The organism is Prevotella sp. HMSC077E09, assembly GCF_001814685.1.
GTDB classification, from domain to species: domain Bacteria; phylum Bacteroidota; class Bacteroidia; order Bacteroidales; family Bacteroidaceae; genus Prevotella; species Prevotella oris.
This window is the reverse complement of the sequence record NZ_KV817529.1, coordinates 12,159-37,629: the sequence shown is the minus strand read 5'-3', so window position 1 is coordinate 37,629 and position 25,471 is coordinate 12,159. Positions and strand designations below refer to the sequence as shown.

At 43.6% G+C, this 25,471-nt stretch carries 17 protein-coding genes; 6 read left to right on the top strand and 11 right to left on the bottom strand.

The annotated features are described in order from the left end of the window. Window positions 1–21 precede the first annotated feature (21 nt). The 8 genes from HMPREF2983_RS04110 to HMPREF2983_RS04080 all read right to left on the bottom strand — a co-directional run bounded on the left by HMPREF2983_RS04110 (window position 22) and on the right by HMPREF2983_RS04080 (window position 5,884). A complete protein-coding gene (locus HMPREF2983_RS04110) occupies window positions 22–252 on the bottom strand; it encodes a hypothetical protein (protein WP_234396551.1) in 231 nt (76 codons plus the stop codon). Window positions 253–452: 200 nt separating this feature from the next. Next, window positions 453–944: a hypothetical protein gene (locus HMPREF2983_RS04105; RefSeq protein WP_004377543.1), complete on the bottom strand. Its 492-nt coding sequence runs from the start codon at window positions 942–944 to the stop codon at window positions 453–455. Between the two features lie 11 nt (window positions 945–955). Next, window positions 956–1,534, bottom strand: coding sequence for a hypothetical protein (locus HMPREF2983_RS04100; protein ID WP_070666988.1), 579 nt, complete (start codon window positions 1,532–1,534; stop codon window positions 956–958). A gap of 169 nt (window positions 1,535–1,703) precedes the next feature. Continuing rightward, the gene (locus HMPREF2983_RS04095) at window positions 1,704–2,306 is read right to left on the bottom strand and encodes a hypothetical protein (protein WP_246829343.1); all 603 of its coding nucleotides are present in this window, start codon (window positions 2,304–2,306) and stop codon (window positions 1,704–1,706) included. Window positions 2,307–2,331: 25 nt separating this feature from the next. Continuing rightward, window positions 2,332–3,357 carry a toprim domain-containing protein gene (locus HMPREF2983_RS04090; protein ID WP_070666984.1) on the bottom strand — a complete coding sequence of 342 codons (1,026 nt, stop codon included), beginning with the start codon at window positions 3,355–3,357 and terminating at the stop codon, window positions 2,332–2,334. Between the two features lie 38 nt (window positions 3,358–3,395). Next, window positions 3,396–4,748 carry a DUF7833 domain-containing protein gene (locus HMPREF2983_RS04085; RefSeq protein ID WP_246829342.1) on the bottom strand — a complete coding sequence of 451 codons (1,353 nt, stop codon included), beginning with the start codon at window positions 4,746–4,748 and terminating at the stop codon, window positions 3,396–3,398. A gap of 337 nt (window positions 4,749–5,085) precedes the next feature. Beyond that, on the bottom strand, window positions 5,086–5,373 hold the full coding sequence (locus tag HMPREF2983_RS13375; RefSeq protein WP_081784160.1) for a hypothetical protein: 288 nt from the start codon (window positions 5,371–5,373) through the stop codon (window positions 5,086–5,088). Between the two features lie 19 nt (window positions 5,374–5,392). Next, window positions 5,393–5,884, bottom strand: a complete 492-nt coding sequence (locus HMPREF2983_RS04080) for a helix-turn-helix domain-containing protein (RefSeq protein WP_070666981.1) — start codon at window positions 5,882–5,884, stop codon at window positions 5,393–5,395. Window positions 5,885–6,618: 734 nt separating this feature from the next. On the opposite strand from HMPREF2983_RS04080, the gene HMPREF2983_RS04075 reads away from it, so the two are divergent. Both HMPREF2983_RS04075 and HMPREF2983_RS04070 read left to right on the top strand, forming a co-directional pair. After that, window positions 6,619–7,545 (top strand): magnesium transporter CorA family protein, encoded by a 927-nt coding sequence (locus HMPREF2983_RS04075; protein ID WP_004375629.1) that lies wholly within the window; start codon window positions 6,619–6,621, stop codon window positions 7,543–7,545. Between the two features lie 121 nt (window positions 7,546–7,666). After that, window positions 7,667–9,481, top strand: a complete 1,815-nt coding sequence (locus HMPREF2983_RS04070) for a DUF349 domain-containing protein (RefSeq protein WP_070666978.1) — start codon at window positions 7,667–7,669, stop codon at window positions 9,479–9,481. 407 nt (window positions 9,482–9,888) lie between these two features. Here the strand turns inward: HMPREF2983_RS04070 and HMPREF2983_RS04065 are convergent, their stop codons facing one another. Genes HMPREF2983_RS04065 through ruvA form a run of 3 tightly spaced genes read right to left on the bottom strand, consistent with a single transcriptional unit; the run spans window position 9,889 to window position 18,605 of the window. Further along, window positions 9,889–10,467 carry a GNAT family N-acetyltransferase gene (locus HMPREF2983_RS04065; RefSeq protein WP_083316669.1) on the bottom strand — a complete coding sequence of 193 codons (579 nt, stop codon included), beginning with the start codon at window positions 10,465–10,467 and terminating at the stop codon, window positions 9,889–9,891. A gap of 14 nt (window positions 10,468–10,481) precedes the next feature. Continuing rightward, window positions 10,482–17,933 (bottom strand): T9SS outer membrane translocon Sov/SprA, encoded by a 7,452-nt coding sequence (gene sprA, locus HMPREF2983_RS04060; protein ID WP_070667004.1) that lies wholly within the window; start codon window positions 17,931–17,933, stop codon window positions 10,482–10,484. A 54-nt stretch (window positions 17,934–17,987) separates the two neighbouring features. Beyond that, a complete protein-coding gene (gene ruvA, locus HMPREF2983_RS04055) occupies window positions 17,988–18,605 on the bottom strand; it encodes a Holliday junction branch migration protein RuvA (protein ID WP_004377751.1) in 618 nt (205 codons plus the stop codon). A 479-nt stretch (window positions 18,606–19,084) separates the two neighbouring features. On the opposite strand from ruvA, the gene HMPREF2983_RS14250 reads away from it, so the two are divergent. From HMPREF2983_RS14250 to HMPREF2983_RS04040, 4 genes are all read left to right on the top strand, one after another. Further along, complete coding sequence (locus HMPREF2983_RS14250) at window positions 19,085–19,534, top strand: hypothetical protein (RefSeq protein WP_246829341.1); 450 nt, start codon at window positions 19,085–19,087, stop codon at window positions 19,532–19,534. Next, window positions 19,476–21,593, top strand: coding sequence for a DUF2339 domain-containing protein (locus tag HMPREF2983_RS04050; protein ID WP_246829340.1), 2,118 nt, complete (start codon window positions 19,476–19,478; stop codon window positions 21,591–21,593). The genes HMPREF2983_RS14250 and HMPREF2983_RS04050 overlap by 59 nt, the downstream gene beginning before the upstream one ends. Before the next feature lie 663 nt (window positions 21,594–22,256). Next, a complete protein-coding gene (locus tag HMPREF2983_RS04045; protein WP_004375645.1) occupies window positions 22,257–22,658 on the top strand; it encodes an FMN-binding protein in 402 nt (133 codons plus the stop codon). 102 nt (window positions 22,659–22,760) lie between these two features. After that, complete coding sequence (locus tag HMPREF2983_RS04040; RefSeq protein WP_070666977.1) at window positions 22,761–25,469, top strand: SusC/RagA family TonB-linked outer membrane protein; 2,709 nt, start codon at window positions 22,761–22,763, stop codon at window positions 25,467–25,469. Window positions 25,470–25,471: the final 2 nt, after the last annotated feature.

Genomic DNA, 25,471 nt, shown 5'->3' with positions numbered 1-25,471 from the left:
TTCTATTGGCCACATTTAAGATTATTCCATATCAACTTCATAATTCCAATCACAAGCGTCACTTTCGTGAATATGATCAGAAAGCCACTCGAAACCAGTACATACTTGCTCGTCCAAATTCATAAGATCACAGTTTACACGCCCTTTATCTGCCAAGGCGTTTAGATCATCATAAACCTTTTCGCTGACTTCTACGTCATGCAAACCAACAGTATAGGTTACTGTTACGGTTAAATCCTTTATCTTTTTCATTCTGTGTATACTTTTAATATTAAATGTGCTATTGAAGTTCCAATTGTACATGGAAATGATACTCGTTGCATAAGCAGACAATTTGCCTGACTTCATTGGGATCCTCTCCATAGGGAAAGAAAATCATACGCTCCTTGGTCAAACATCTGACTCCTTTCTTTCTTAAATTATACAAGAGGTTAGTCCGTCTCTTTGTCACTCTATCCATGTGTGCTGAAATTTTCTTTAAGTAGCATATTGTCCTTATGGAATGCTGCTTCAATGTGTTCTACCAAATCAATCGGTCTCGTCACATACGCATCAAACATCTGGTACATCAGCTCGGGCGTTGGTTTCTCGGACATATCAAGGACAAACACTTTCTTGCCTTGCCCTTTCATCCAACCGGCTTCAGAATGGGCAGAGCGGCCACACGGTAAGAGGAGGACACAATAGTCCGCTTCCTGCATGGCGTGAAAATCTTTTTCAAATGCCTTAACAGCCTCGGGATGGTGAAGCCCTTCCTTGAAATCCCTACAAGTCCACTTCTCGAAGTCCTTATCGACTTTCTCCCAACTGAATCCGCTTAGTTCATTGTCCTCGGGATGCTTGAAGTCATAGGTATAGTAACCCTGAATCCGTAGGGCGTTCAATAAATTCTCGAAATGCTTGTTCCGCCAGCTGCTGGCTAAATAAATCTTTAAAAATCTCATAAGTGTATTTTTTATTTCAGTAATCCTTTACATACCATCTCCACGTATTTGAGACTATCCCGTAATACCGGATAACTTAAACTCTCATATTCAGACCTTTCAAGAAACTCTATCTGTCTGCTGAAGACAGAATTGTCATTGTCAAATTTGTTCAGCAGAAAGTATCTCAACCACATGTCGGCGCACCGGGGACGTGGCAAGTCCAAATAATCCAGGATCAGGACAGAAAGTCTCTTCTGTTCTGTACGGTTCAGCACGATGCACTCACCAGTCTCTTTGTCTATCCAGCCACAGAGCATGTGAACGGTATTGTTTTCTCTGTCGATGGAGATTTGGAAACAAGATGGACCGAACATCGTCTCTATCTTGTTTGCAAGACCCTGTAACTGCCAAAGGCTGATGGAGCGTTTGATAAAGAAACTGATGCTCCTTATGAGCTTCATGCTGGCAAAAGGCTTGAGTTTCTTCTTTTGATAAATCAGAGCCAAGAGCTCTTCTTTCTTTTGCTCAAAAGTGGCTGTCTGATAGTACTCGGGGGTACGGACGAGATCCGTAACTCCGGTTTCAATACTTAAAACATAATTAATCATACTTTTACTTGTTAGCGTTTTATATTTGGAAAGGATGCACTTACATCAATCCCTTTATCTTTCATTTCCTGAACTTGTCATCGTCGTAGCTATGGGTGATTTCATAATAGAAAGCTGCTCCCAAAGCTATCAGCAAGACAAGGATGATTATGACATATACCATACGGCTCTATTTGCTGTTTGTGGTGATCTCAATGGCTTTTACGAACTGCAACAGGTTGTTATAACCTTTGTACAGGGGATTACACTCAATGGCATGCTTGCCATACCGATCCTTTAACGTCTTGGTTATGGTGCAGCCCATGACATCATTGGGAAAGTAGAGATAAACCATATCATAGTCATCTCCTTCGACCGAGATATGGATGAAGTTCCTTACATCCGACATAATCATGAAATCACAGTCTGAAGGCAGCCTGACAAAGCCATTCTTCTGTAAGGTCTGGTAGGCCAAATAATCCATCATGTCTGCGAACATACACAACTTGTCGCTCTTGTGCTCTTTCTCCATGGGAAGAAAAGTCACGCCGGAACTGTTCAACGTCATGGGGGAGTCCGTCAGGTCTTGGCCAACGAATTCTATCCCATTGTTCTGGTTTATGACACCCACCCCGTGATAGGTTTTGGAGAGAAAACGGTAGGAGACCGAATGAACCTCCGGAAACTCCTTAACGTCAATGCCCATTATACTTGATGTGGCAGCATCTGTTAAGGCTCTGATCCGAATATTATCGGAGTTTCCTCCTACGTGCCTGAATATAGGTTTACTCATTTTTTCTAATTTCATTTTTCGATAATTATAGCTTTTCTATCATTGCTTGCAGTTCTTCTGCGGTGTGCCCCAGACGGAAGAAATCACTGATGTCCTTTTCCGATTTCTCTCCGGACAGAGGTAGGTCAAGTTTCTGAACGTTGTATTTCTCTCCGTACTGTTGTATCCGCAAAGTAGATTCCCTTTGCCCGGTTTCATCCGTATCATAGAGAAAAATGATTCGACGGAATCGTTGGGAAAGTTCATCCATTACATCTTCGGGAATGTTGGCCGTCTCGCTGTTAAATGTCAAGGCCGGAAATCCATGCGTCGACAGCGACATGACATCCTTTTCGCCACCTGTGACGAAAACGAGTGCTCCTTCTTCAGGCAGTTGCTCACGCCCGAAGATATAGGGCTTTGGGAAGTGACCGGCATACATGAAACGTGTCTTTGCCTTAGGCCTGTAAATCTTCAGCCTACGTCCGTCATCGAAGAAATATCCGTAGGTCGGAATAGCCTTTGAACCGTAAACGGCAAAGTTTCCACCGGACGATTTCTTGAATGTACAACTGCTGATGCTCTTTACGTTGTAACGTTCCAGCGTTGAAAGTCCAATGCCATATTGCCCCCAATACTCTTCCTCCCATGGCATGAAAGGCTGTGTCACGACCTCAAAACTCGCTATGGAAGAACATTTGTACTTCTGTGAGGGTGTGGCTTTTCTTTTCATCAACACATGATGCTCACTTCGTTGTTCGTCAAAAATGCCAAGTCCAAGGTCTCTGTCTATCACTTGAAGCACTTCGCGAAAGTTGGTTTTGGGGTTGATATTACACAGCCTTCCCACTATCGTAAAGCAGTTGCCACAGAAGCTGCTGTCGCCGAAGTCTTGGAGATAGTATTGGCCGTTGCCATATCCGCCTCTGTTGGCATACAGATGGCATGACGGGCGGCTGTCCTCCCTGAAAGGGTTACGGAAAGTCCGGGCAAGGCACTTTTCACCAAGGTAGTGAATGAACACTGCCAAGCCCCCATCGGTCATCTGTAATATTCTTTGAGCTTCATTCATAAGCGTAATTCAATCTTAAATGGTTTGTAGTTCTGACCCTATGCAATGCGGTATTGAAGCCGTAACCCTGCACCGAAAAACTTGTGTAACACCGTTCTAACAGTATCAAGGTAATCAGCTTCCAATATCTCAAATATTCGCTTATTCGGAAGAACAAGTGTCAGCGTCTTGGCCACATTGTCGAAGGACTCAAAAGAGACTTGTTGGAAAACCGATGCAAAAGCACGTTCGCTTACAATCTTGGCAAAGGCAGACATACACTTGTCCCAAAGAACTTTTGCATAGTCTTTAGACGGTGTTTGCACCTTCAGTTTATGCAGCAGCTTCTTTTCATTTCGTTTATACCAGTTGCAGAAATAGTCAAGGAACCCCTCCAGTCCTTTTGGAACTTCTTCTTTGCGACACTTCAAGTTCGCCAAGAACAAAGTCAGGGCATTATAGAGCGTTTCCTTATCCGGGAAGCCATAAAGCAGCTGCATCGAGCGCACCCATTCGTCATCACAGACCAATTCTTCAATTGACGAAAATTTTCGCGCGGACGAATAATTATAATAATAAAGATTCTCTATTCTCTTATCTCTATTCTCTTTTATAATAGGATCACGCGCGTAGCCGCCCCCATGACTGTTTGGTGGCATTTTGGTGGCTTCAACTTTTGGACGGCTTTGTTCCCTCTTTTGGCCCTCTTTTTGACCTTTAGGTTTGTAAGTAGCTGTATTTCCGTCATTTACAAAAGACTTGGTAGACATTTCGTAACTGTTTCGTACAGAATTTTGTTGGGCATCTTTTGGCCCTTCTTTTGGCTCCTTTTGTTCAGTTTTTGTCCCCCCGTCTTCGAAACTTATAATGGCTGCTCCATTAGATGAGGAGTTTTCCAAATCAGAGAAACTTTCGACTGATGTGACATGACTGGCAGAGGGACCTATTGATGTTACCGGACAGGTGTCCTTGACATAATCGGGGAACTCTATCAAACGAACGGAAGAAAGTTTCTTCTGACCGTTATAACCAATATTCAGGATGCCCAGCTTGCGTAGCTTCTGGAGGGCCTCTTTAATGCCTTCTACAGGAATGCCGGTCGAAGCACTGATCTTCTTCATGTCAAACCATAGCGGATCCTCATAGTTTTCACTCTCCGAGTAAGTATGAAGAAGTAAATGGAGATAAATATGAAGAACCTGTGCGTTCACAAAGAAATCTTGGAAGTCAAGGTCGTAATACAGCTTCACCCAGCCACCTCTCACATTTTCCAAAGCCAGGAACTTTGAAAATTCACGAACGGTGATGAGAACACCGTTACGTCTTAGAGAGGCAACGTGGATAATGCCTGCCGCCTTCAGCTTATCTAAAGAACGCCGGGCGGATTTACGGCTTATCTCCAAAAAACCCATGATGTCTTTAATTGAGGTGCGAAACTGCCCCCTCATCGTAATTTTGTCAAAGTAAGGCTTATCCTCCCTTTGAGCATTCAAAAAAATGTGCAGGAACATTTGCACGGCGTTGCTGTCATTATAGAAAGAACAATTATAGAACTTTCTGATAAGACAAATCCATTTGTAATCTCCCATAGGTCAGCTATTTTGGGGTTCAATGGCTATCGCCCTTACTTCTGTATTCTCATTGATGTTCTCGAAATCGTCAAAGATCTTACCGGTTGGATCTACGAGGACAAATGTTGTAATTGTCTTTCTACTGTTATCTATTTCCATACTGCTGTTCTTTTAAAAGTCAATTGTCTGATTCTATTCGAAAGGAAAGAAACTTTGAGCCTCGGTTTCCTTTGATCCAAATACATGTCTCATCGTGGGTGATGGTTTGAATAGATGATAACAAGGATTTACCATGATGCCACCTTACCCGGGCATCTAAGATGAGAGAGAGAATGGTGTTGAACTTACCAACAACCGTTTCCTTTGACCCTTTCTCCCGATACAAGGATGGGGTTATCTGAAAGAGCAAGTCAACCAACCATAGTGGTTTCTTGCGCACATGGACTTCTTTTACGATGTAATACATGAAAATCCGCTTTTAAAGGTTATCCTTTAGAAGAAGGCATACAGACAGGGTTGGTTCTATCTCGGTAGATACCCTCTCTTTTCAAAAGATAGTACACTGTACTTACACTCATGTAAAACTCGTTTGCGAGCGCACGCATGGCTGCCATTGGAGAAATAAGTTTTTTCTCTATTACCGGGCCATATTCATTTATGTATTTATCCACGATTAATTGCCTTCGCTTTACAGTTGGAGTCTCAAAAGCCAATACCTTCTCAACTTCCTCCCGGACATTGGGAGGAAGTTGCGCGACGGCACCGGGAGATACGGATTGGAGTTTTTTTCGCCTTCGTCTCTTGGTTTCGGCTAATTCAGGATCATACACACCGTTATCTCCGACATTGCGGTTAATCTCTCGCAATATCGTGGTACGGTCAACCTTTAGAACTTCAGCAATTTCCCTGAAATTCTTCCCCTCTTGAAGGAGCTTGGCAATTTCTTGCCGCTGTTTTGAATTTAATTGCTTTCCCATATTGTTGATGCAAAAAGTGTTAAACGGGTCAGAATCTCTTCTTTCCCTTTATTTTTTGTGCATCAACAGTTGTGTTTTTCTTGAAGTTCCAGGACTTCAATACCTACTGATTATCAATGTTTTAAAGTCTATTGTCTAAACGCGCAATTAACACTTTTAACAAATTGTACTTCTAACTTGAACATCGGCAAACTTAATTTGTCCGCTTTTCCATTCTTATTCTATTGGCAGCTAATCTCATTCATTTCAACCTTTAATCTCTATCATATTGCACTGTAATATCAGCCATATCGCGAGACGTTTTGAGGCATATTGCAACACTGTTTGACGCAGATTACATGGGATTTTGCAACAAGACATGAAAAAGGGGAAAGCACTTTCACACTCTCCCCGGCACAAAGATAATGATTTTTACAGGCGAATGCAAATTCAACCCGAAATTAATTTACACATAACGACATTCCAATCAACCTCTATCCCCAATGTATAATACGCTTCATCTTTCAGTTATCAAAACCCATGAAAACCACACCTTTGTTACTTTTTCGTTTTTCTTGCCAAACTTTCTCTTGCATATATGAGCATAATTGAACAGAAATGATTACCTTTGCAGCGTTAAATCAAAACATAATCAAAATATGGACGATTATCACGCGGATACATTTAGTTTGTAGGCGTGAGGTTTAGTATGATGCTAATCCCCACACCTTATTAATTAACGGAGATTAGCAACAATGAGAAACTATTGGAATATCAATGAGAATTTGAGTGCCATCAAGGAATGGCAGCCCAATTGCTGGATACAAGTTACATGCCCTACGGACGAAGATCAGGAGTATCTTCAAGATACTTTCCATATCCCCGACTACTTTCTTTCCGACATTAGCGATACCGACGAGCGTGCCCGTTATGAATATGATGATGGCTGGATGCTCATCATTCTGCGTATCCCATACGTGAAAGAGGTGCGTTCGCGCACGCCATATACCACGGTTCCATTGGGTATTATCCACAAACGCGATGTCACCATCACGGTTTGTTACTACGAAACCAACATGATGTTAGACTTCGTAAGCTATCAGCAGAAACGGCGTGAAGGCTTTACCGACTTTGTGGATCTCACTTTCAGACTGTTTCTTTCAAGTGCGGTATGGTATCTGAAACGACTCAAACAAATCAGCACACTCATTGACAAAGCCAAGCATAATCTCGATCAGGATGTGAACAACGAAAGTCTGATTGGACTGAGCAGACTACAGGATTCGCTCACTTATTTCATCACTTCAATCCGTGGGAATGAGAACCTGTTGCAGAAACTGAAGTTCAAACTGCAGGTGGATGAACTCGATGCAGACCTCATTGAGGATGTAGGCATTGAGATGACACAGGCTCGTGAAACGACAAATATTTATTCGGACATTCTCAAATCGACGATGGAAACCTACTCAAGCATCATCAACAACAACATGAACACCGTGATGAGAACGCTGACTTCGGTGAGTATCATCATGATGTTTCCCACACTTATCTCGAGTCTTTTCGGCATGAACCTTGTCAACGGCATGGAAACCAGTTCTTATGGTTTTGCCATTGCACTGATACTTTCAGTTGTCGTGTCGGGTGCTTCATGGTGGTTTTTGCGCCATAAACGCCTGTTATAGACCGCAAAAAGAAAAAAACTTTGATTTAATTAGGATTTTCCGCTTTTTTTATTTAAGTTTGCATAATGTTAATAATTGCATTATGCAATGAAAAACTCAAATCATAAACTAATTCAGTGACATGATGGACTCTCAAGAAAACACCCTCAAAGAGGGAACAATAAGTGATGAGCAGCTGGCAAAGGAGACGCCGGTTGAAGTAGAAAATGCAGCAAAAGCCCCTGCTGAACCCAACAACTACAAGAGCAAAGCGGAGGTTATTGAACGACTGAAGGAAATCGTTGGTAATGAGGAAAATCCCACAAAAGACGAACTCGACCATCTAAAGACTTCATTCTATAAGCTGCATATCGCTGAGCGTGAAGCACAACAGAAAGCTTATCTTGAGGCTGGAGGCGACCCCGAAAAATATGTCTTGATCCCTGATGAAGACGAAGAGGTGTTCAAGGCAGAGATGAGTGTCATCAAAGAACGTAGGGCAAAACTCTTCCTGCAGCAGGAAGCAGAGAAACAAGAGAACCTGCAAAAGAAGCTCGACATCATTGAAAAGATTAAGAATATGGCTACTTCGCCCGAAGAAGCCAATAAGAATTATAACGAATTCAAAGAGCTGCAACAGCATTGGAAAGAGATAAAGAACGTGCCTGCAGACAAGGCAAACGAGCTGTGGCGTAACTATCAGCTCTACGTGGAGCAGTTTTATGACCAGCTTAATCTCAATCGTGAAGCCCGCGAATACGACTTCAAGAAGAACTTGAGCATAAAGACGCATCTGTGCGAGGCAGCAGAAAAGCTGGCCGAAGATACCGATGTAATCAGTGCTTTCCATCAGTTGCAGGAACTGCATCAGCAATATCGCGAGACAGGGCCTGTAGCTAAAGAACTTAGAGAGGAGATTTGGGCACGATTTAAAGCGGCATCTACGGTTATCAATAAACGTCACCAACAGCACTTCGATGAACTGCGCGCGAAAGAAGAAGACAACCTTGCGCGGAAAACTACACTCTGCGAACAAGTAGAAGCCATTGCCAAAGGTGAATATAAAGGTGCGAGTGAATGGGAAAAGAAAACCAAGGAGATTATCAATATCCAGGCTGAATGGAAGAAGATTGGGTTTGCTCCGCAGAAGATGAACGTCAAGATATTCGAGCGTTTCCGTGCTGCCTGCGATGATTTCTTTGCACAAAAAGCCGTATTCTTCAAGGAAATGAAGCAGCGCTTCAGTGAGAATGTAGCTAAAAAACAGGCACTTGTAGAGCAGGCTGAGGCCTTAATGGAGAGTACCGACTGGAAAGTAACGACAGATAAAATGATTGCTTTGCAGAAAGAATGGAAGACTATTGGAACTGTTCCCAAGAAACTTGGCGATGAATTGTGGAGTAAATTCCTCACCGCCTGCAACAAATTCTTTGAAGCCCGCAATGAAGCGAATGCAGGAACTCGCAATGAAGAGCGCTCCAATCTTGACAAAAAGAAAGCTATCATAAGCCAACTCGAGGAACTTGCGGAGGGAGTTGTCGATGGTTTACAGGAGAAAGTACAGGCTTTGGTAGATGAATACAGTAAAGTTGGGCATGTTCCTTACAAAGAGAAAGATAAGCTTTACCAACAATATCACGAAGTACTTGACAAGCTTTATAAGGATCTTCACATCACTGCAGCCAAGAGAAGACTGGATAATTTCAAGAATAATCTGAAGAATGTAGCTAAGCGTGGTGAGGAAGCTCTTGACAATGAGCGTGCCCGTCTGATGCGCCGTTATGAGGGATTGAAACAAGAAATCAACACCTATGAGAATAATCTTGGCTTTCTGAATGCAAGCAGTAAGAAGGGAAATAGCCTCATTGACGAGATGAACCACAAGGTACAGAGACTCAAAGACGATTTGGAATTGGTCAAACAGAAGATTAAAACAATAGACGCAGAGAATAAATAAAGTGCTACATAAAACTTTAGAAAAGAGATGCATTTCATCCTAATGCATCTCTTTTTTTATTGGATTGGCAAATCAAAAGTCAGGGAAAGGCTACACAACGAATTCCTTAGCAGAATGCTTTATGAAATAAATAATGATATTGGTGCAAAATAATCAGCTTTTCACATCTAAATTGAAAGCTGCAAATAAGCATAAAAAAAATTGATTGTCTCACGACAACCAATCTTCTTAACCTTAATAATCTAATACCATGAAAAACACGATACAAAGATAGATGATAGTTTTCATAATTCCAAATAAAACGGCAATAAACTCTCATCCTTTAATACTTTTTAATTAAACATGCTATCATTGAGGACTTTTTAAAAGATTTATCAGCACCCTGCTCCACCTTATATATATATTTATCAAAAGCTTTTTTGCAGATGTTTCATCGGGTGTGATCCCCAGGAAGCATCGTTAACATAGCGGAAACCAAGACGTGTATAGAGGCGTTCTGCTGCAGGATTGCCTTTATCTACCAATAAACCAACTGGTAAACGAAGGGCAAAAGCCTTTTCACATGTGGCCTTCAGCAGAGTAGTTGCTATGCCTTTACCTTGATAGTGAGCATCAACAGCAAGACTATCTATATAGAGTTCGCCGGCTTGAGTCTCATCTTCCATGTCGGAATAATCAATGCCAAAGCTTGCCAAAGCCTCATCAATGAATGCACGGCGCAATGTATGTAACCTTTCCCCCTCATAGCTCACACAGCAACCAATGACATCTTTTCCATCCAAAGCTACTATGGTATGAAGATAGGAATATTGCGAATCATGCCGCTCAACAAGGCGAGTCATCAACTGATGAAAGTCGGAAAGCGTGTGATGGGGGCCTGCAAAATACTGACAGCAAGCATGATTCATTGCCAACATGATTAAAGAAGCTATATCAGAAGCCTGCTGTGGCTGGGCATTTTCTATTTTTATATTATTCATCATCATTGTTTTTGAGTGCTTTAGCGTGTCAAAGAGAATTTCATACTCAATCCAAAATCACGCGTTGATGTAGGATAACTGTTGCTACTCAACAACGGAGTGTTATTCTGAAAATCATAGAAGAAGCTCATTGTAAGCATACGTGAGAGCGTATAATCAGCAGTAAAGCTCAATCTAAGAGCAGAGTTTCCACTGCTTGCATTGCTGGTCATCGTTGCAATATCACGCGTCAGCGAAGCCTGTCTGCGATAACTGAAATCGAGATTGAGGTTCAGATCATGGTTTACCCCACTGCGTTTCGTCATTGTTTCTGCCTGCATTTCGGTCTCTTTCGCTGTTTTTTTCGTGCGCTTTACTTTGCGTCGGGTCTGCATTCCAAAGAGTTTGAAATCATTAATACGGTATCCAATGCCCATCACCCAATCTCTACTCAATGATTCATTCAGTTGAACGCTTGTCATACTGAGGTTTAAGCTCCGCACTGTCCGATATTCCAACTTGGCTGTCATGCCACTGTTGAAGGTCATATCAATACCCAACAATGGAGAGAAAGCCTCATTGATGCTTACCATTGAGACGTTAAACATACTGCTGGGAACAGGATTACCCGATGTTGCATCAACAACAAAGCCCAATCCATTCATATACTCTTGATAACTACTGAACGATGCATAGGAACCAACCGTATAGATACTGCGGTATCCATGATTGATATTAAAGCTACGGAATACATCGCGGAACCACGGCAACTGAACCAACCCACTATAACGAACAGACCAATTGGGGAGTAATTTCATTAGTGCAGGGAAGATATCAAGTCCTTTACCGCTCACGCTTGTATAGGCTGAAAGGAATGCAGGTACCATTACATCTGCACTGTATCTCGATACAGTCCCATTGTTTGGATTGAAAGCTTGCCCTGCTAAAGATGTGCCGGCAGGATATCTGCTGCCTACATATTGGGCCTCAACACGCTGTCGGAAACCGTCAAGAAGATTACAGAACCTATCAAAAGTCTTACTGTGATAACCACTATTTGCATTACCTATTCCTTCAAAGGCACTTCCCAAAGATATTGTCGTCATTGAAAATGTACCACTTTGTGTTGTCGGACGACCTGCATACATATATTGAATACTGCGCGCCTTGGTTGAGACACGGGTGGCATTAAGGTCAATCTTGAAGTCGCGGAAAGGCTCCAAGGTAGCTCGAAGCTGCAAATCTGCAGTCGAAGTAGTGGCAGCTGGCGTTGCAACGGAGTCGTTCATAAGCAGCCAATTGCGTTCAAGTGCCTTGTCAATGTACGAATCTCCTATCACTCCGAACGCGAAATCAAGCCCCGGAGAGAGTAATCCGTTACCGCGACTCTGCCCAAAAGCCTTCCCGACATTAGGCATGAAACCCGGCAAGGTCATGGCATATTGATTGCGATAGCTGATATCAACACTCCTCAACATCATCATTACTCGGGCCAGACTCTGTGTCGTGCGATACCAACTCTCTTTTTCCAAAGGTGTTTTTGTATTCACTGTGAGTTTCAGTTTTATGGCAGAATCTACCTTATTTGTAATGCGGAGCGTGTTATCATCCATCTTTTTAAACTTCAATTTGAAACTATGTCCATCCTCTGTACGGGCATTTACGATAAGTCTACGACTGTGTTTGCCATGCGTTATGGCAATAACTGTATCGGGACGCAACGTAATTTCCTGTTCAAAACCACCCTTATTCTTAGGCAAAGCCTGTTGTGTATGGTCGGTCTTCGAAATCTTTTTCTTTGTAGAAGGCTGTCGATTATAAACTGTTCTACGATTAAAACGCTCGTTAGTCTTCTTCAAAAAAGGAATATGATTATATAATCTTTCCATATTGAAAGACCCATTCAAATTCAGATTTCGATTGTTGGTAATCGTGTTCCCAAGACTAACATGCTTCTCTGTTTCAGTTCCTCGCACCCAAGTATAATTGGCATTATACTGCGTATCAGCATTTATCCAGTCGAAAATAGGTAGCAAATTCAGCGGAACTTGATAGGAGAGCGTGGACGTTTGCTGATAATCGAGCGGTGTTCCAAGGCGTTTGATGCTCGTCCAAACGGAATCTTTCCACGCATGATAACGGTCGGCATAGAGCATTTTGTTGATAGGCGTGTAAGGTTCTTCTATCTGTGAGCGCGTAGCACTTTGGAAATTCATGTGCAGATTGCGTGTCAAATCCCAACGAATTGTAAAGTCTCGGTTCCAAAGGAACTGCTCATTGAAACTCACCGGCAGTCGGTTTGGCTCCAAAGTCTCCATATCCCGCTCCTGCAACTCATAGTAACTGCGTGTCATCTCGGTATTAAATCCCAAGTTCTGTGGTAACCAATTAAGACCAAATTTCTTCACGATATCCCACCACTTCGACTTGCTTCGAATGCCCTTGAAAGGTTCCCAGGCTCTGTAAACCGGCGACCAATTGTAGTTCATTGCCCCTCGCCAATTGTCTTCATTCTCATAAACCGTGGTCTTACCACTCGTGTGGCTATGGGAATGACTGTAGGAAAAAGAGAAGTTTGCAGGGTCATAAGGCATCGGATGATTCTTTGTTTGGACCCCAATTCGCACGTTCGACAGTGAGAAATTTGTATTGATCCGCTTTGTCACCGCAATGGCCTCAATGCTATCCCGCTCTGCTTTTGAACTCGATTCCAACGCATCTTTCAAGGTCATATCTGTGTCTAAAGGATTATAACGTGGTCTACTTGTTTCATGACTTACCGAATAGTAAAGAGGCGCAGAGACCTTTACCTTGTCAGGAAAGAACTTTCCTAATTCTAAACTTGTCGTCACACTGTAGGTTGAAAGACTTTCCTGCGTACGTTCAGCCACCGTGCTTTCAAGGCCACCAAAACCATCACTGACATAACGTCCCTGTACATTCACCGTGCCCAAATCAGACAACTGAACATTCAAATTGCCGTTAGCAGCCCAGCCACCTTTATTATTATACTCCTTCAGACGCAATTCGTTAACCCACACCTCACCGCTCTTCACATCTCCCGAAAGGTTTCTAACACCAATAATCATTGTCTTCACTTCACCTAAGGAAGGATTACCCAGGATAGTGATCAGATTGGCTGGATGATCTTTATCATATGCCGTGAAAGCCTGCATGAAGTTAGCATGTCCTGCAGCTTTTGCAATATTGCGTTGTTTTTTCAAATCAGTAAACAGATGTAATGCTATATCCATCATGTTATCTTGCGGCCAAACAACAGTACGGTCTGTTGGCGAATTGAGATTGTATTTGCCTGGAGGAGTGAGCTTCAAAGGTATCTGGTACTCATAATAATTATTCTTATAGTCAGACCCCAAGCGTATGAATACTGCCAATTGATTATCATCAAGCTGTGTCGTATTCTGTTCCAAGGCATTTGCATGCACGAACATCTGCAAGCGCTTATACTGCCTTAAATCTACCGTTGTGTTCTTATAGACCGCCTTAGACTCGCCATGCGATAGGTTATTAACCGTGAAATTCAACGCCTGTTCGTTGCTTTCAATCAACTGAGGCTGCGTCGGATCCTGTTCCCGATTGATGCCTGGTGGAAGGATATAGTTAACAGGTGTCTTGTCACCATTCTCTTCAATGCTGACTGAACTGACAGCCAATGTCCCCGAACCTGTATGATTATCAAGGTTCCGCTCATAGACACGCCAATCTCCTCTCACGAGGTCAAAACTTCCAAAACGCAACACGATAGGATGCTTAAAACCTGTAAGGAACATACGCATGAAGCGAATACTCGTGAAATCAGAAATCGAACCAACACGTCGTTCATACTCTCTGAGTGGAATGCGGAACTGATACCATGTGACATTCTCCGTTCGTCCATTGCGCAGCTTCACACTCGCATCACGCTTATCTACAATAAAATTACTCCCCACAACCATATCATTAGGACGAATTGACACATGATACTGATAATATTTTTCATATTCGTTGAGCGTGTAATCCTGATTGATATCCTCAACATCAGGCGTCGTCTTGTAGGACGTATCATAGCGTTCACTGCTCGAACCGCTGTCGGGAGAGTTGCCTTGTGGATTATTAATATACTTGTATCGACGCAGGATGTCTGCCTTCATTTGGTCATAATCAGAGCCCCGGAAATAATGATAGTCATCGTTTGCAGGGTCATTATAAATTGAATCCCATACTGCAGCACTCACCTGTCCCTGTATGGAAGTGAGGAAATTCTGATAAGACTGAAAGCGTCGTTCTTCTTCATCATTGAGTCCATTGAAGCCCACATCCTGCAAGGCACGTGCTCCCTTGGTCGTTGCAAAAGCATAACTGACGATGCTTGACCTAGGTATCTTACCCCATTGTGTCGTCGTATAACTCTGTGAACCATCGACAGGCATACCACTTTCATAAAACTTCTTACCATCATGGAGCACATCTTCGGAAACCTCACCCAAGTTCAAATAGAAATCTCCTCCATAATCATTGGCGATGGCTTTCCTATTTGAATAGATGAAAGGATCAAGCAACCAGAACTCTACATATTCTATATTTGCCCGTTCGAAATCATTGGTGTCAAGCTTTCGCATCAGTCCTCCCCAATGCCTTTCAGGATTGGGAAGCGTACCATCGTGGTTCAGATTGGGATTAAAATTATAGGGACCACGCTCGTTAGGATAATAGGCTAAATTGAATACATTCAATGTCGACGACGAACCGTTATAGTTGCTAATATCTTTCTTCGGATAGAGTTCGCGCGTTGCAACCTCACGGACATAATGGTTGGAGAGCTGCTCCAAATCGCTCTTCAGATGAGCAGGTGTGAGCGAACTACTACGCCGTGTGAACAACGGATCTATCGTATACCATGCCAACTGCGAACGATTGAAACCGCTTGCCAATGTAGTTTTGTCACTACTTTCAGGGAAAGTAGAAGGCACACTCGATATAATCCACGATGCAGGCATGGCGATATCAATCTTGTTCGTGGTGTTTTCAAAATCATCAAGATAAGACGCATTATCCTGCGTTCCACTGTTTCTACCCGCAATAAGCTGGGCAAATTCTCCTGTAAAACTAATCTGTGAAGGCTGCGTCAAATGCAGAAAAGGCAACTTATCAAGCATATCTGTGAGCCATTGGCTCTCCTTTTTCCAATTGATATTCAGTCCCCACAAGGTATTGTTCAATGGTTCACTGCCCATTGTTACCTTATTTGTCAGCGACTGTTCAGACAGATGTTGCAGCGTACCACTCAACTGTAAATTACGTGAAAAGTCGTATTCCCAGTTCACACCAAACATCGTCTTACGCTGCATACCATAATCACTGTTACTCTCAAGCGACACATTAACTGCCGTACCTGCATCGATAATGCTCTGGTTGAGAATAGTCACTTCGCCTGCACTATAGTCCACACTGTAGTCTGAACCCTCTACCAATCTCACACCACCTGCCGTCACAACCACCGAACCTTGCGGGATGTTATAAGCACCCAAGGATATAATATTGGCTGAAGAACCGCGGAATTGCCCCACCAGATTATACTTGTCTTTCTCTGCCATCTGCTTAGCAGCAGTCCGCGTGTTGTCATAAAGCTCATTGAAGACATATTTCTGTGCAACGGCAGAGGGTACACCTTTAGCCACAAGCAGTCGGTAGAGATCACGTCCGAAAGGTTCAGGCTCGGGGAAAAACACACGTCCATTGCTTACTGTATAGCCCTCTACATAGTCGAAATAGCCATTACTGTTGGGACGATTATTATTATCAAGGCGGTCAGCCCCAAGCAGTTTGATTATCGTTTGCTTCTTAACTTGCTCCTCTGGGATATAACTTAAGTAGACACCTGTAGTGTCACTCTGATATTTCACATCGAGTCTAAACCTCTCTTTCTCCACGGTATCGCCCAGCCGATAGACATTCTTCATCATCAAGTTCCAGTTTCCCTGCGAGGGACTATTACTCGTATTCTTCAGCGATTTCACGAACAAAGCTTCGCTCACATTCGTGCGATCACCCGCAAACTCGCCCACTTGATAAGTCTGTCCGCCATGAGTATATTCAAAAGCTACAGCCACAACCTGGTCTGTATTGACGCCCGCATTGAGACTGATATAGCCTAAAGCCTTATTCACTGTATATTCCGAAGTACTCAACAGCCGTGCACTCTCTAACTTTTCATAGTCACTTCCTCCCGTCAATCCAGCTCCGTCAAGCACCGTTGAAGTCTGGTTTATGTCGCGGGCAGCATTGTATGTGCCTGCCATGGCAGCATATTCGGTATTTGCCCTGTTGCTCGGAACCGACATACCTGTCGTTGCCCAAAGATGCGCATTGCTCACATTTGCATGCTCACCCAAGTCGGTCAATGCCACAATATTACGTGTGTTGGTCGTTGTTCCCGTCTTGTTGGTCACCCAAATCTCTACACGTCCGATGTTAATACCGGTTTTCAAGTTAGGCAAAGCCCGCATGCCTTCGGCATAATGGTCACGGAAATACTGCGCAAGAAAGAAGTGGCGGTTCTCTTCATAGTTAGCCGCGCTGAACTCGAAAGGCGTCAACTGCACTCCTCCCCTACTCGAAACAGTCTTCGAAGAACTTTTCTTCTGCGAGGCAACAAGCTGCATCTTGAGCTTTCCAAACTGCAAATCCGTGCGCAATCCGAAGAGTGAAGTCGCACCTCTGATAAGAGATGAATTAGAAGGAAACGAAATATTACCCGCCTCAACGAGTTTCACAATCTCGTCTTCCTTGCCTTCATACTTCAGTTTCAGGTTCTGCGCATCAAAGTCAAAGGTTGCATCAGTGTTATAGTTCAGGTTCATGTTGACCTTATCTCCAACCTTTCCATTGACATTGACATTGAGTTTTTCATCGAAATTCATCGTCGTAGTATGGCGTCGGTTGATAGTCAAAGCTGGGTTCTCCACATTTTTCATCGTAGCGCCAAACTTCAGTTCGGCTGTTCCCTGCGTACGAATGTGCACACCACCCGGGCCGAAAATCTTTTCGGCAGGGCCCAAATCGAAGTGCATATCCGTGAAATCGAACTTATCTTTTCCTTTAGCTTGGAAGATCTCTGCATTCTTTTTGCGAAAGAAAGCATACCTCTGTTGCCTGCCAGTCCAATTCATATACTCGTCGGGCAACATCACTATGGGTGCCGACAAATAGGTTCCACCAAGCTTGCGACCAAAGAAATAACCGTTGAGCGTATCATTATAGATAACTTGTTGACGCAAATCAGGGGGCGTTTGCAAATCGAGTGCACTGCTATCAAGATCGCTCCAACTTATAGGTTGTGTGCGTTGAATACGCCAAAGCGGTTTTCTGGCACGCTTCGCCGTATCCGTTTCTGCCCGATATTCCTGTTTTTGCACCCCATTACGCTGCTGACGGGAGGACACTTCCTGCTGAAAGAAAGGCACAGTAAAGGCATAACTGACCGCAAAAGCCATCAGAAATCCCAATAATACGTATGCTTTTTTCTTACTCAAAGAATAACTTTAGCGTTATTTTAACTGTTTCAAAGCCTCTTTCACCACCTGCTCCACCGGCATATCTGCCTGCTTCTGGAGAATAGCCACAACGACCTTAGCCACCGGAGCGGGAGAGAAACCAAGCATTGTCAATGCTGCCACAGCCTCATCTTTCACGGCATTATTCACCGCAATGCCACTCTTCTGACTACCCACATGCAGTTCATCGGCAATGCCACTTGCCATGATTTTGTCTTTCAAATCAACGATGACACGCTGTGCCGTTTTCAATCCGATACCTTTTACAGCCTTAATCATTTTCTCGTCACCATTGGCGATTGCATTACAAAGTTCAGCCGGACTCATTGACGAAAGCATCATGCGAGCCGTGTTTGCACCTACTCCCGACACAGTAATGAGCAGGCGGTAGAGTTCCCGTTCCTGCTTATTGACGAAACCGTAGAGCGTGAAACTGTCATCACGACCGCCCGTAGTGAGTGCCTCATGCACATAGAGTTTCACTGCTTTCTTGCCTTGGATACCACTGTAAGTGGTCAATGAAATGTTGAGAGCATAGCCCACTCCTGCAGCTTCGACAACGGCCAAAGCCGGCGTAAGTTCGGTCAGTTCTCCCTTTATATATTCTATCATTGCTGTTTTATTTTCCTGAGTTTATATATTATAACGTGTGCGCGGAAAATATATTGTATGCCTGACCATAACACCATCAATAGCACGATGCGAAACCGAAAAGAAACACATACCCCTTCGTTCCTATCACAGCTACTCGATATCAGACACCCGTGACAATCTACACAGACCAGAATTCCAATGCAAGATACCCATACAACATTATTACTCAGAGATAGAAGGTGACGCACGAGATGCCTATATTGCACGGGCTGCCGACGCCAAGAGCTTCATCATGATAACACGACAACGACTTCTCCTGCCAAACAGAATTAAAGCTTTATCACGTTTTCTTGCCTCTTCCCAAGCTCGTAGGAAGAGGCAAGTTTCATTTTTCAGGAAAGACCATCTGGCTGAAATTCACAGAAAGTAATTGACAGAATGTTTTGCAATCTACATGATAATTACTATCTTTACCACCAAAACAACAAAATAAGACAATGGATTATATATCGTCAACCATGTTGATGTTGCTTACCATAATCGTATTGGGAGCTCTTCTCATCACTATCCTCACGCGACTATCAGAAATCAACAAGACACTCACAATCATGGGATTGGAACTGTCAACGCTGAAAAATTCGCTTGCAAATAAAGTGCACTCTGCCGATGAAAAGCCTGAAGAAGCTGTGCAGAAGAAGGCGGAACAAAAGACAACAATACAGCATGGCAGCAACACTGAAACACAAACAAGTACCACAAAAGCCACAGATGCAGAGACCGAAACTAAAAAAAACGGTTGTCATTGGGGAAAGCATTCAACAACCACCAATGGTAGATGTGCCCGTCAAAACACCAGAAACGGGGACGCTGATGCTTTCAGAGGAAGCTTTGGAAAAACAAGAAACTGCCCCTACTCCATTTCAACCGTCAGTCATAGCGCCTGCTGAAGCTTCAGTTGCACCAACAGATAATAACGCTATCCCACTCCAACAACCCTCAACAAAAGCAGAGGAGACGCCTTTTAGCCCAACGAATGAAACGACAGCAAATACAGAACAACCGAAGGAAATGACCGAAAAGACAACCAATTATGAGAAGTTTATCGGTGAAAACCTCTTTGGGAAGATTGGTATTTTGGTGTTTATTCTCGGTATTGGATACTTTGTCAAGTACGCCATTGACCAGAACTGGATCAACGAAGTGGCCCGCACGGTCATGGGATTTGCCGTCGGTGTTGTCATGCTTGGCTTGGCCCAATGGCTCCACAAGCGTTATCACACATTCAGTTCACTGCTCGCAGGCGGCGCGTTCGGCGTTTTCTATCTGACCGTTTCCATTGCTTTCCACTATTATCAGCTATTTTCACAAACGGCCGCTTTCGTCATTCTCTGCCTCACAACGATATTCATGGCCATTGTTTCCATACGCTATGACCGCTGCGAATTAGCTGTAACGGCCCTTGTCGGAGGCTTCATTGCCCCCTTTATCGTCAGTACCGACTCTGGAAGCATCATCGCATTACAGACTTATCTCACCATTCTCAACCTTGGAATGTTTGCACTTGCATTCTATAAGAAATGGGGATTGCTGCCCATCGTGGCTTTTGCTTTCACTTATATTATATTATGGTTGACTGTTATAGAAAGCCATATACTCTACTATAATCTGCAAATCAATTTCCTTGTGCTTGGGTTTGCCACGCTCTTCTATTTCATCTTCCTGCTTCCTGTGCGTCTTATCATGCAACCGTCTTACAGTCAACACATGCGCAGGGCACTCATGGCAGTCATCACCCTCAACGGTTTTATTTATCTCCTCTATGGAAATCACGTCATAGCAGACAGCGATCTTTTTGTCAACAAGCCTGGTTATCTGGCGTTCTTCATCGCATTTGTCAATCTCATTTTCTATCTCTACCTACGTTTCCGCACATCCGGGCACGACACTTTACGCAACCTCATGCTGGCCCAAACGATAGCATTTGCTTCGATAGGCATACCAATGCTGTTCAGCAACATGGCCATTATCATCATCTGGGCCACAGAATCCGTGCTGCTACTTTGGCTTTATACAAAAGAGAAATCTGCCATTTATGAGCGCAGTGCAGCTATACTTGCGTTCCTTTCTATAGCCTTTAGTCTGACATACAATAGTTTCCATCACAACTTATACGAAGATGCAAGCGACAAGTTGTTCCTCAACAACAACTTCATCACGTTGTTTATCGTTTCCATTGCTTCGTTTGCGGCAGCTATTATCATGCAACGCAACAGGCGACTCTTCAGCAAAGGCCGGCGCATTCTGCACTACACTCCCTGCAATGTCATTGCCTATGCGGTGGGCTTCCTATGGCTTTACATTGCGTTTACCAACGAATTCACATACCATTTCACAGAAGACATCGCCCGCGAAACCGACGCTTTGACAATAGCAGCTATCCTTCTTGCAGGCTCTCTCCTGCTTCATCGTCGCTTTAAAGTAAGAAAATACAAGATAGGCTACCTCGTTCTGCTCTGTTTTATCACCACAATCTATCTGACAGCAATATGGGATAGCGCCGACATCCGCAGCACTACGGTGCTCACATTGCAATGGATAACAACATTAGTTGTCGCGACTTTGATGGGCTATATCATGTGGAAGATGCTGGCACTACATTGGAAAACAAAGAAATTACAGCCGTTCTTTGCCGCCCTTTCCACACTCGTGTGGCTCACAGGTGCCCGTCTTTTGCTGCTCACATTCGGCAATCCGAGTTTCGACACGGGTTTCTCGCTCTCCTTGGGCACGGCAGCTTTCCTGCTGATGATTGTCGGCATGCGCTGCAAGAGCAAGGAAGTGAGAATGGTGAGTCTGGCAGAATTCGGTATTGTTTTAGGCAAACTCGTCCTCAGCGACGTATGGACAATGCCTGCACTCGGCAAGATTATCGTGTTCATCAGCCTTGGCCTGCTGCTTCTGACGCTATCATTCTTGTATCAGAAGCTAAAGGATGTGCTGTTCTGAAAGCCCCTTTTATGAACTCATACACGCCCCTGCCTCTCAAAAGCAAGCTGTCTTCAGAGGCTTCAGAGGCAGGGGTGACTGTATAATATGCAGTAAGAAGAAACATCAAAGCCCTTGCAGCACCCCATTTCTTTTGTAAAGATATCAGCTCGTTTTTAACATTTCGCATCCTCATCAAATAGAAATGAAAAGCCACTTTCAATGCCTGTGTGAAGTCATTTAATAGCTTCGGTATTCTCATTTTTACCCTTTCAATTTACAATTCCAGTCACTTCATCCTGCAATCTGCATCACTTTACACGCTAAAGTGAGTCAAATTGCCACACGTTTTGTCACAGATTGCATGGTAACTTGATACAAGTTACAACGTTTTCTATCATGATTTTATCGTGCAATTCGTCTTGTATTCCATAACTTATTGACTGTCAATATATTACAAAGCACCCAAAAACAGCATTTATTTAGACCAAGAAAGGACTTCAGTTCAAATCTACAAGCATGATGAGAGCATTTGTAAACAATCATGAACAGAATTAACACATTATTTGCTTCCGCTCTTCTGCAAGGTTAAAAAACCTAATTTTTACCCGCCATAGCCCGCACTATTCATTTTATTTCGCTATCTTTGCCCACGTTTTAACGGATAATTTAAGAAGCAAAACGATGAAAAAGAGAATGAATGGACTACTCACAACCCTCACAGCATGTGCGATGGTTGTAATCATGATGAGTGCAATGCCTGCCGATAACATCATGACTAAGGAAAATGATACGACGATTATCAACACCAATCTATTGGGAAAAGGCATCAAAGGTTTCAAGGGAACAACCCCTGTGAAGATATATATCAAACAGGATAAAGTCGTGAAAATCGAGGCACTTCCTAATCATGAAACGCCTAAGTTCTTTGACAAAGCGAAAACTTTGCTGACAGAATACAACGGAAAAAGCGTTTCGAAGGCAGCCAAGATGGATGTCGATGGGGTCAGCGGAGCTACATATTCATCGAAAGCATTAAAGAAGAACGTACAGTTGGGCTTAGAGTATTACAAGAAGAACAATTGATTTCAGCCACATTTTTTTAAAGAAATATAGAAGGAGAAGTGTCGAACTTCTCCTTTTTTTATTATATTTGCAATATAAACATGACGAATATATAGCCCTAACATGAAACACCTAAACATTCTAATCGCATTTCAATTCCTTGCAATGCCTGCTGCAATGGCACAGAAAATCACTAAGGGTATCGACTCCATAGCTATCAAACAGCTCACACCCAACGTGTCTCAAGGGCCTATTGACATTATCACAGAGCGGCAAATGAACAAAGGATTGGTCACCAACTCGCTTAATGCGTTGAGCGGACAAGCGGCAGGTGTGAACATTTCTTCGGGTGAAAACCGCATGGCTCAACTTAATAGTGTACGCGTTCGCGGTACAACTTCACTCACAGGAGGCAACGACCCACTCGTTATTATCGACGGAGTCTACAGTGACTTGGCAACACTTTCCACCGTATATCCTGCCGACATAGAGCGCTTTGCCATACTGAAGAACGCCACGGAAACGGCTAAATATGGTTCAAGAGGCGCTTCGGGAGTCATTCAGGTGACAACTAAAAAGGGCAATGGAAGCCTGTTTCACATCAGCTATGACGGCAATATAGGCTTCGAACGAAAATACAACAAACTCCAAATGCTGTCTGCACGCGACTACATCAACACTGCCAAGCGGCTCGGCCTCAAGTATGTTGACGGAGGATATAACTCTGATTTCCAGGATGCTATTACGAGAACAGGCTTCGTTCAGAACCATCATGTGGCCTTCAGTGGCGGTTCTCCCAACAGCAACTACCGTGCTTCAGTCGGCTTAATGCAGCATGATATGGTCGTAAAAATCACCGAAAGCCGCAACTTCGTGGCTAAGTTCGACCTCACACAAAAGGCTTTCGATGACCTGTTACAGATTGATTTCGGAGTCTTCGGCTCATCACAGAAGAACAAATTCATTGCAGATGAGCAGAAACTTTTCTATGGAGCAGCCACTCAAAACCCTACTTTCCCGGAAGGAAAGAATGCAAATGGTGGCTGGGATCGCAATGGGGCAGCCAGTCAGATAGCCTCACCTTTGGCCGAACTGAATAAGAAAGAGCATGAACAAAGCCTGAACTTCAACACGCATCTGGGGCTTGATTTCGCGCTTAATCCTTCACTCAATCTGCGGTTTTTCGGCAGCTACAGCTATACATCGCTTGAAAATGCCTCGTATTATCCTACGTGGGTGTGGGCACAGGGACAGGCTTTTCGTGGTGAACACAAAAGCGAAGAATGGTTAGGCAACGTCACATTGGACTATCATCATCAATGGGATATGCACGAAGTCAATGCAACAGCCATGACAGAATATCAGAAAAGCCAGCGTACCGGCTTCTGGACGACAGTGAAAGGCTTTACTACCAACGACATAGGCTATAACAATCTGGCTGCCGGTTCCACGCGCCCTTATGGTGGAACTGGCTCTGAATACAGCGATCCCTCCTTAGCTTCTGTGATGGGAAGTGTCAGTTATACGCTGCTCAAACGCTACACCCTTGATATGAATCTGCGTGCCGATGGCAGCAGTCTCTTTGGGAAAAACAACAAATGGGGGTTCTTTCCATCTGTTTCCGGCACGTGGGTTATCAGCCAGGAACCGTTCTTCAAGCCCCTCAATAAAGTCATCAACCTATGGAAACTGCGTACAGGCTATGGGCAAAGTGGTAATCAAGGCGGCATCGACTCCTACAACTCAATGGCACTATTACGTCCCACGGGCGTCATTAGTGTACAAGGTTCGCCTACAACTACATTCGGACAATTCCGCAATACGAACCCCGATTTGAAATGGGAAACGCGCAGTACCTTCAACATTGGCACCGACATAGCGCTTCTCAACAGCAGGATTGTGCTCACTGCAGAATACTATTACAGTCTCACTACCGACATGTTGTACCAGTATGACGTGCCTGTTCCACCCTTTACTTTCAATAAGTTCTTAGCCAACTTAGGTAAGATGAGCAACAGTGGTCTTGAGTTTGGACTCGGAATTATACCGATAACAAAGAAAGATATGGAGTTGAACATCAACATGAATGTGGCCTTCCAGAAGAACAAACTGATTTCACTTTCAGGCAATTACAAAGGGAGTAATCTCACTGCTGCCGATATCATAAGCATCGGACAGCTTAATGGTGCAGGCTTTCATGGCGGTAACAACAACATCGTTTATCAGATTGTGGGCCAACCACTCGGCGTGTTCTATCTGCCTCATTGCACCGGACTGCACCTCAACGACAATGGAAGCTACAGCTATACTATCGCTGACTTAGACCATAACGGGAGTGTAAACCTCGAAGATGGAGGCGACCGTTATATCGCCGGACAAGCCACTCCAAAATGGACTTTGGGTTCAAACATCAGCTTTCGCTACAGAGATTTCGATGTATCTCTACAGATAAACGGTGCCTTTGGGCATAAAATCTACAATGGAACCAGCCTCACTTACATGAACATGTCAAGTTTTCCAGACTACAATGTAATGGCTAAGGCACCACAGATGAACATCAAAGACCAGATTGCTACAGACTACTGGTTGGAGCGCGGAGACTATATTAACTTCGATTATCTTACGATTGGCTGGAACATTCCTGTCAAGTCACGTTATATCAGTGCCCTCCGTCTGTCGTGTTCTGTCAATAATATAGCCACCATTACAGGCTACAGCGGACAGACACCCATGATAAACAGCTACATCGTCAACGGCACTTTGGGTATTGACGACAAGCGAACCTATCCTCCTTATCGCGCTTATTCTATCGGCATGAGCATTCAATTCTAACT

Excerpts from the sequence above, each read along its gene's own strand:
- HMPREF2983_RS04110 (WP_234396551.1), bottom strand. The coding sequence starts at position 252 with ATGAAAAAGATAAAGGATTTAACCGTAACAGTAACCTATACTGTTGGT.
- HMPREF2983_RS04105 (WP_004377543.1), bottom strand. The coding sequence starts at position 944 with ATGAGATTTTTAAAGATTTATTTAGCCAGCAGCTGGCGGAACAAGCAT.
- HMPREF2983_RS04100 (WP_070666988.1), bottom strand. The coding sequence starts at position 1,534 with ATGATTAATTATGTTTTAAGTATTGAAACCGGAGTTACGGATCTCGTC.
- HMPREF2983_RS04095 (WP_246829343.1), bottom strand. The coding sequence starts at position 2,306 with ATGAGTAAACCTATATTCAGGCACGTAGGAGGAAACTCCGATAATATT.
- HMPREF2983_RS04090 (WP_070666984.1), bottom strand. The coding sequence starts at position 3,357 with ATGAATGAAGCTCAAAGAATATTACAGATGACCGATGGGGGCTTGGCA.
- HMPREF2983_RS04085 (WP_246829342.1), bottom strand. The coding sequence starts at position 4,748 with ATGGGTTTTTTGGAGATAAGCCGTAAATCCGCCCGGCGTTCTTTAGAT.
- HMPREF2983_RS13375 (WP_081784160.1), bottom strand. The coding sequence starts at position 5,373 with ATGTATTACATCGTAAAAGAAGTCCATGTGCGCAAGAAACCACTATGG.
- HMPREF2983_RS04080 (WP_070666981.1), bottom strand. The coding sequence starts at position 5,884 with ATGGGAAAGCAATTAAATTCAAAACAGCGGCAAGAAATTGCCAAGCTC.
- HMPREF2983_RS04075 (WP_004375629.1), top strand. The coding sequence starts at position 6,619 with ATGAGAAACTATTGGAATATCAATGAGAATTTGAGTGCCATCAAGGAA.
- HMPREF2983_RS04070 (WP_070666978.1), top strand. The coding sequence starts at position 7,667 with ATGATGGACTCTCAAGAAAACACCCTCAAAGAGGGAACAATAAGTGAT.
- HMPREF2983_RS04065 (WP_083316669.1), bottom strand. The coding sequence starts at position 10,467 with ATGATGATGAATAATATAAAAATAGAAAATGCCCAGCCACAGCAGGCT.
- sprA (WP_070667004.1), bottom strand. The coding sequence starts at position 17,933 with ATGGCTTTTGCGGTCAGTTATGCCTTTACTGTGCCTTTCTTTCAGCAG.
- ruvA (WP_004377751.1), bottom strand. The coding sequence starts at position 18,605 with ATGATAGAATATATAAAGGGAGAACTGACCGAACTTACGCCGGCTTTG.
- HMPREF2983_RS14250 (WP_246829341.1), top strand. The coding sequence starts at position 19,085 with ATGGATTATATATCGTCAACCATGTTGATGTTGCTTACCATAATCGTA.
- HMPREF2983_RS04045 (WP_004375645.1), top strand. The coding sequence starts at position 22,257 with ATGAAAAAGAGAATGAATGGACTACTCACAACCCTCACAGCATGTGCG.
- HMPREF2983_RS04040 (WP_070666977.1), top strand. The coding sequence starts at position 22,761 with ATGAAACACCTAAACATTCTAATCGCATTTCAATTCCTTGCAATGCCT.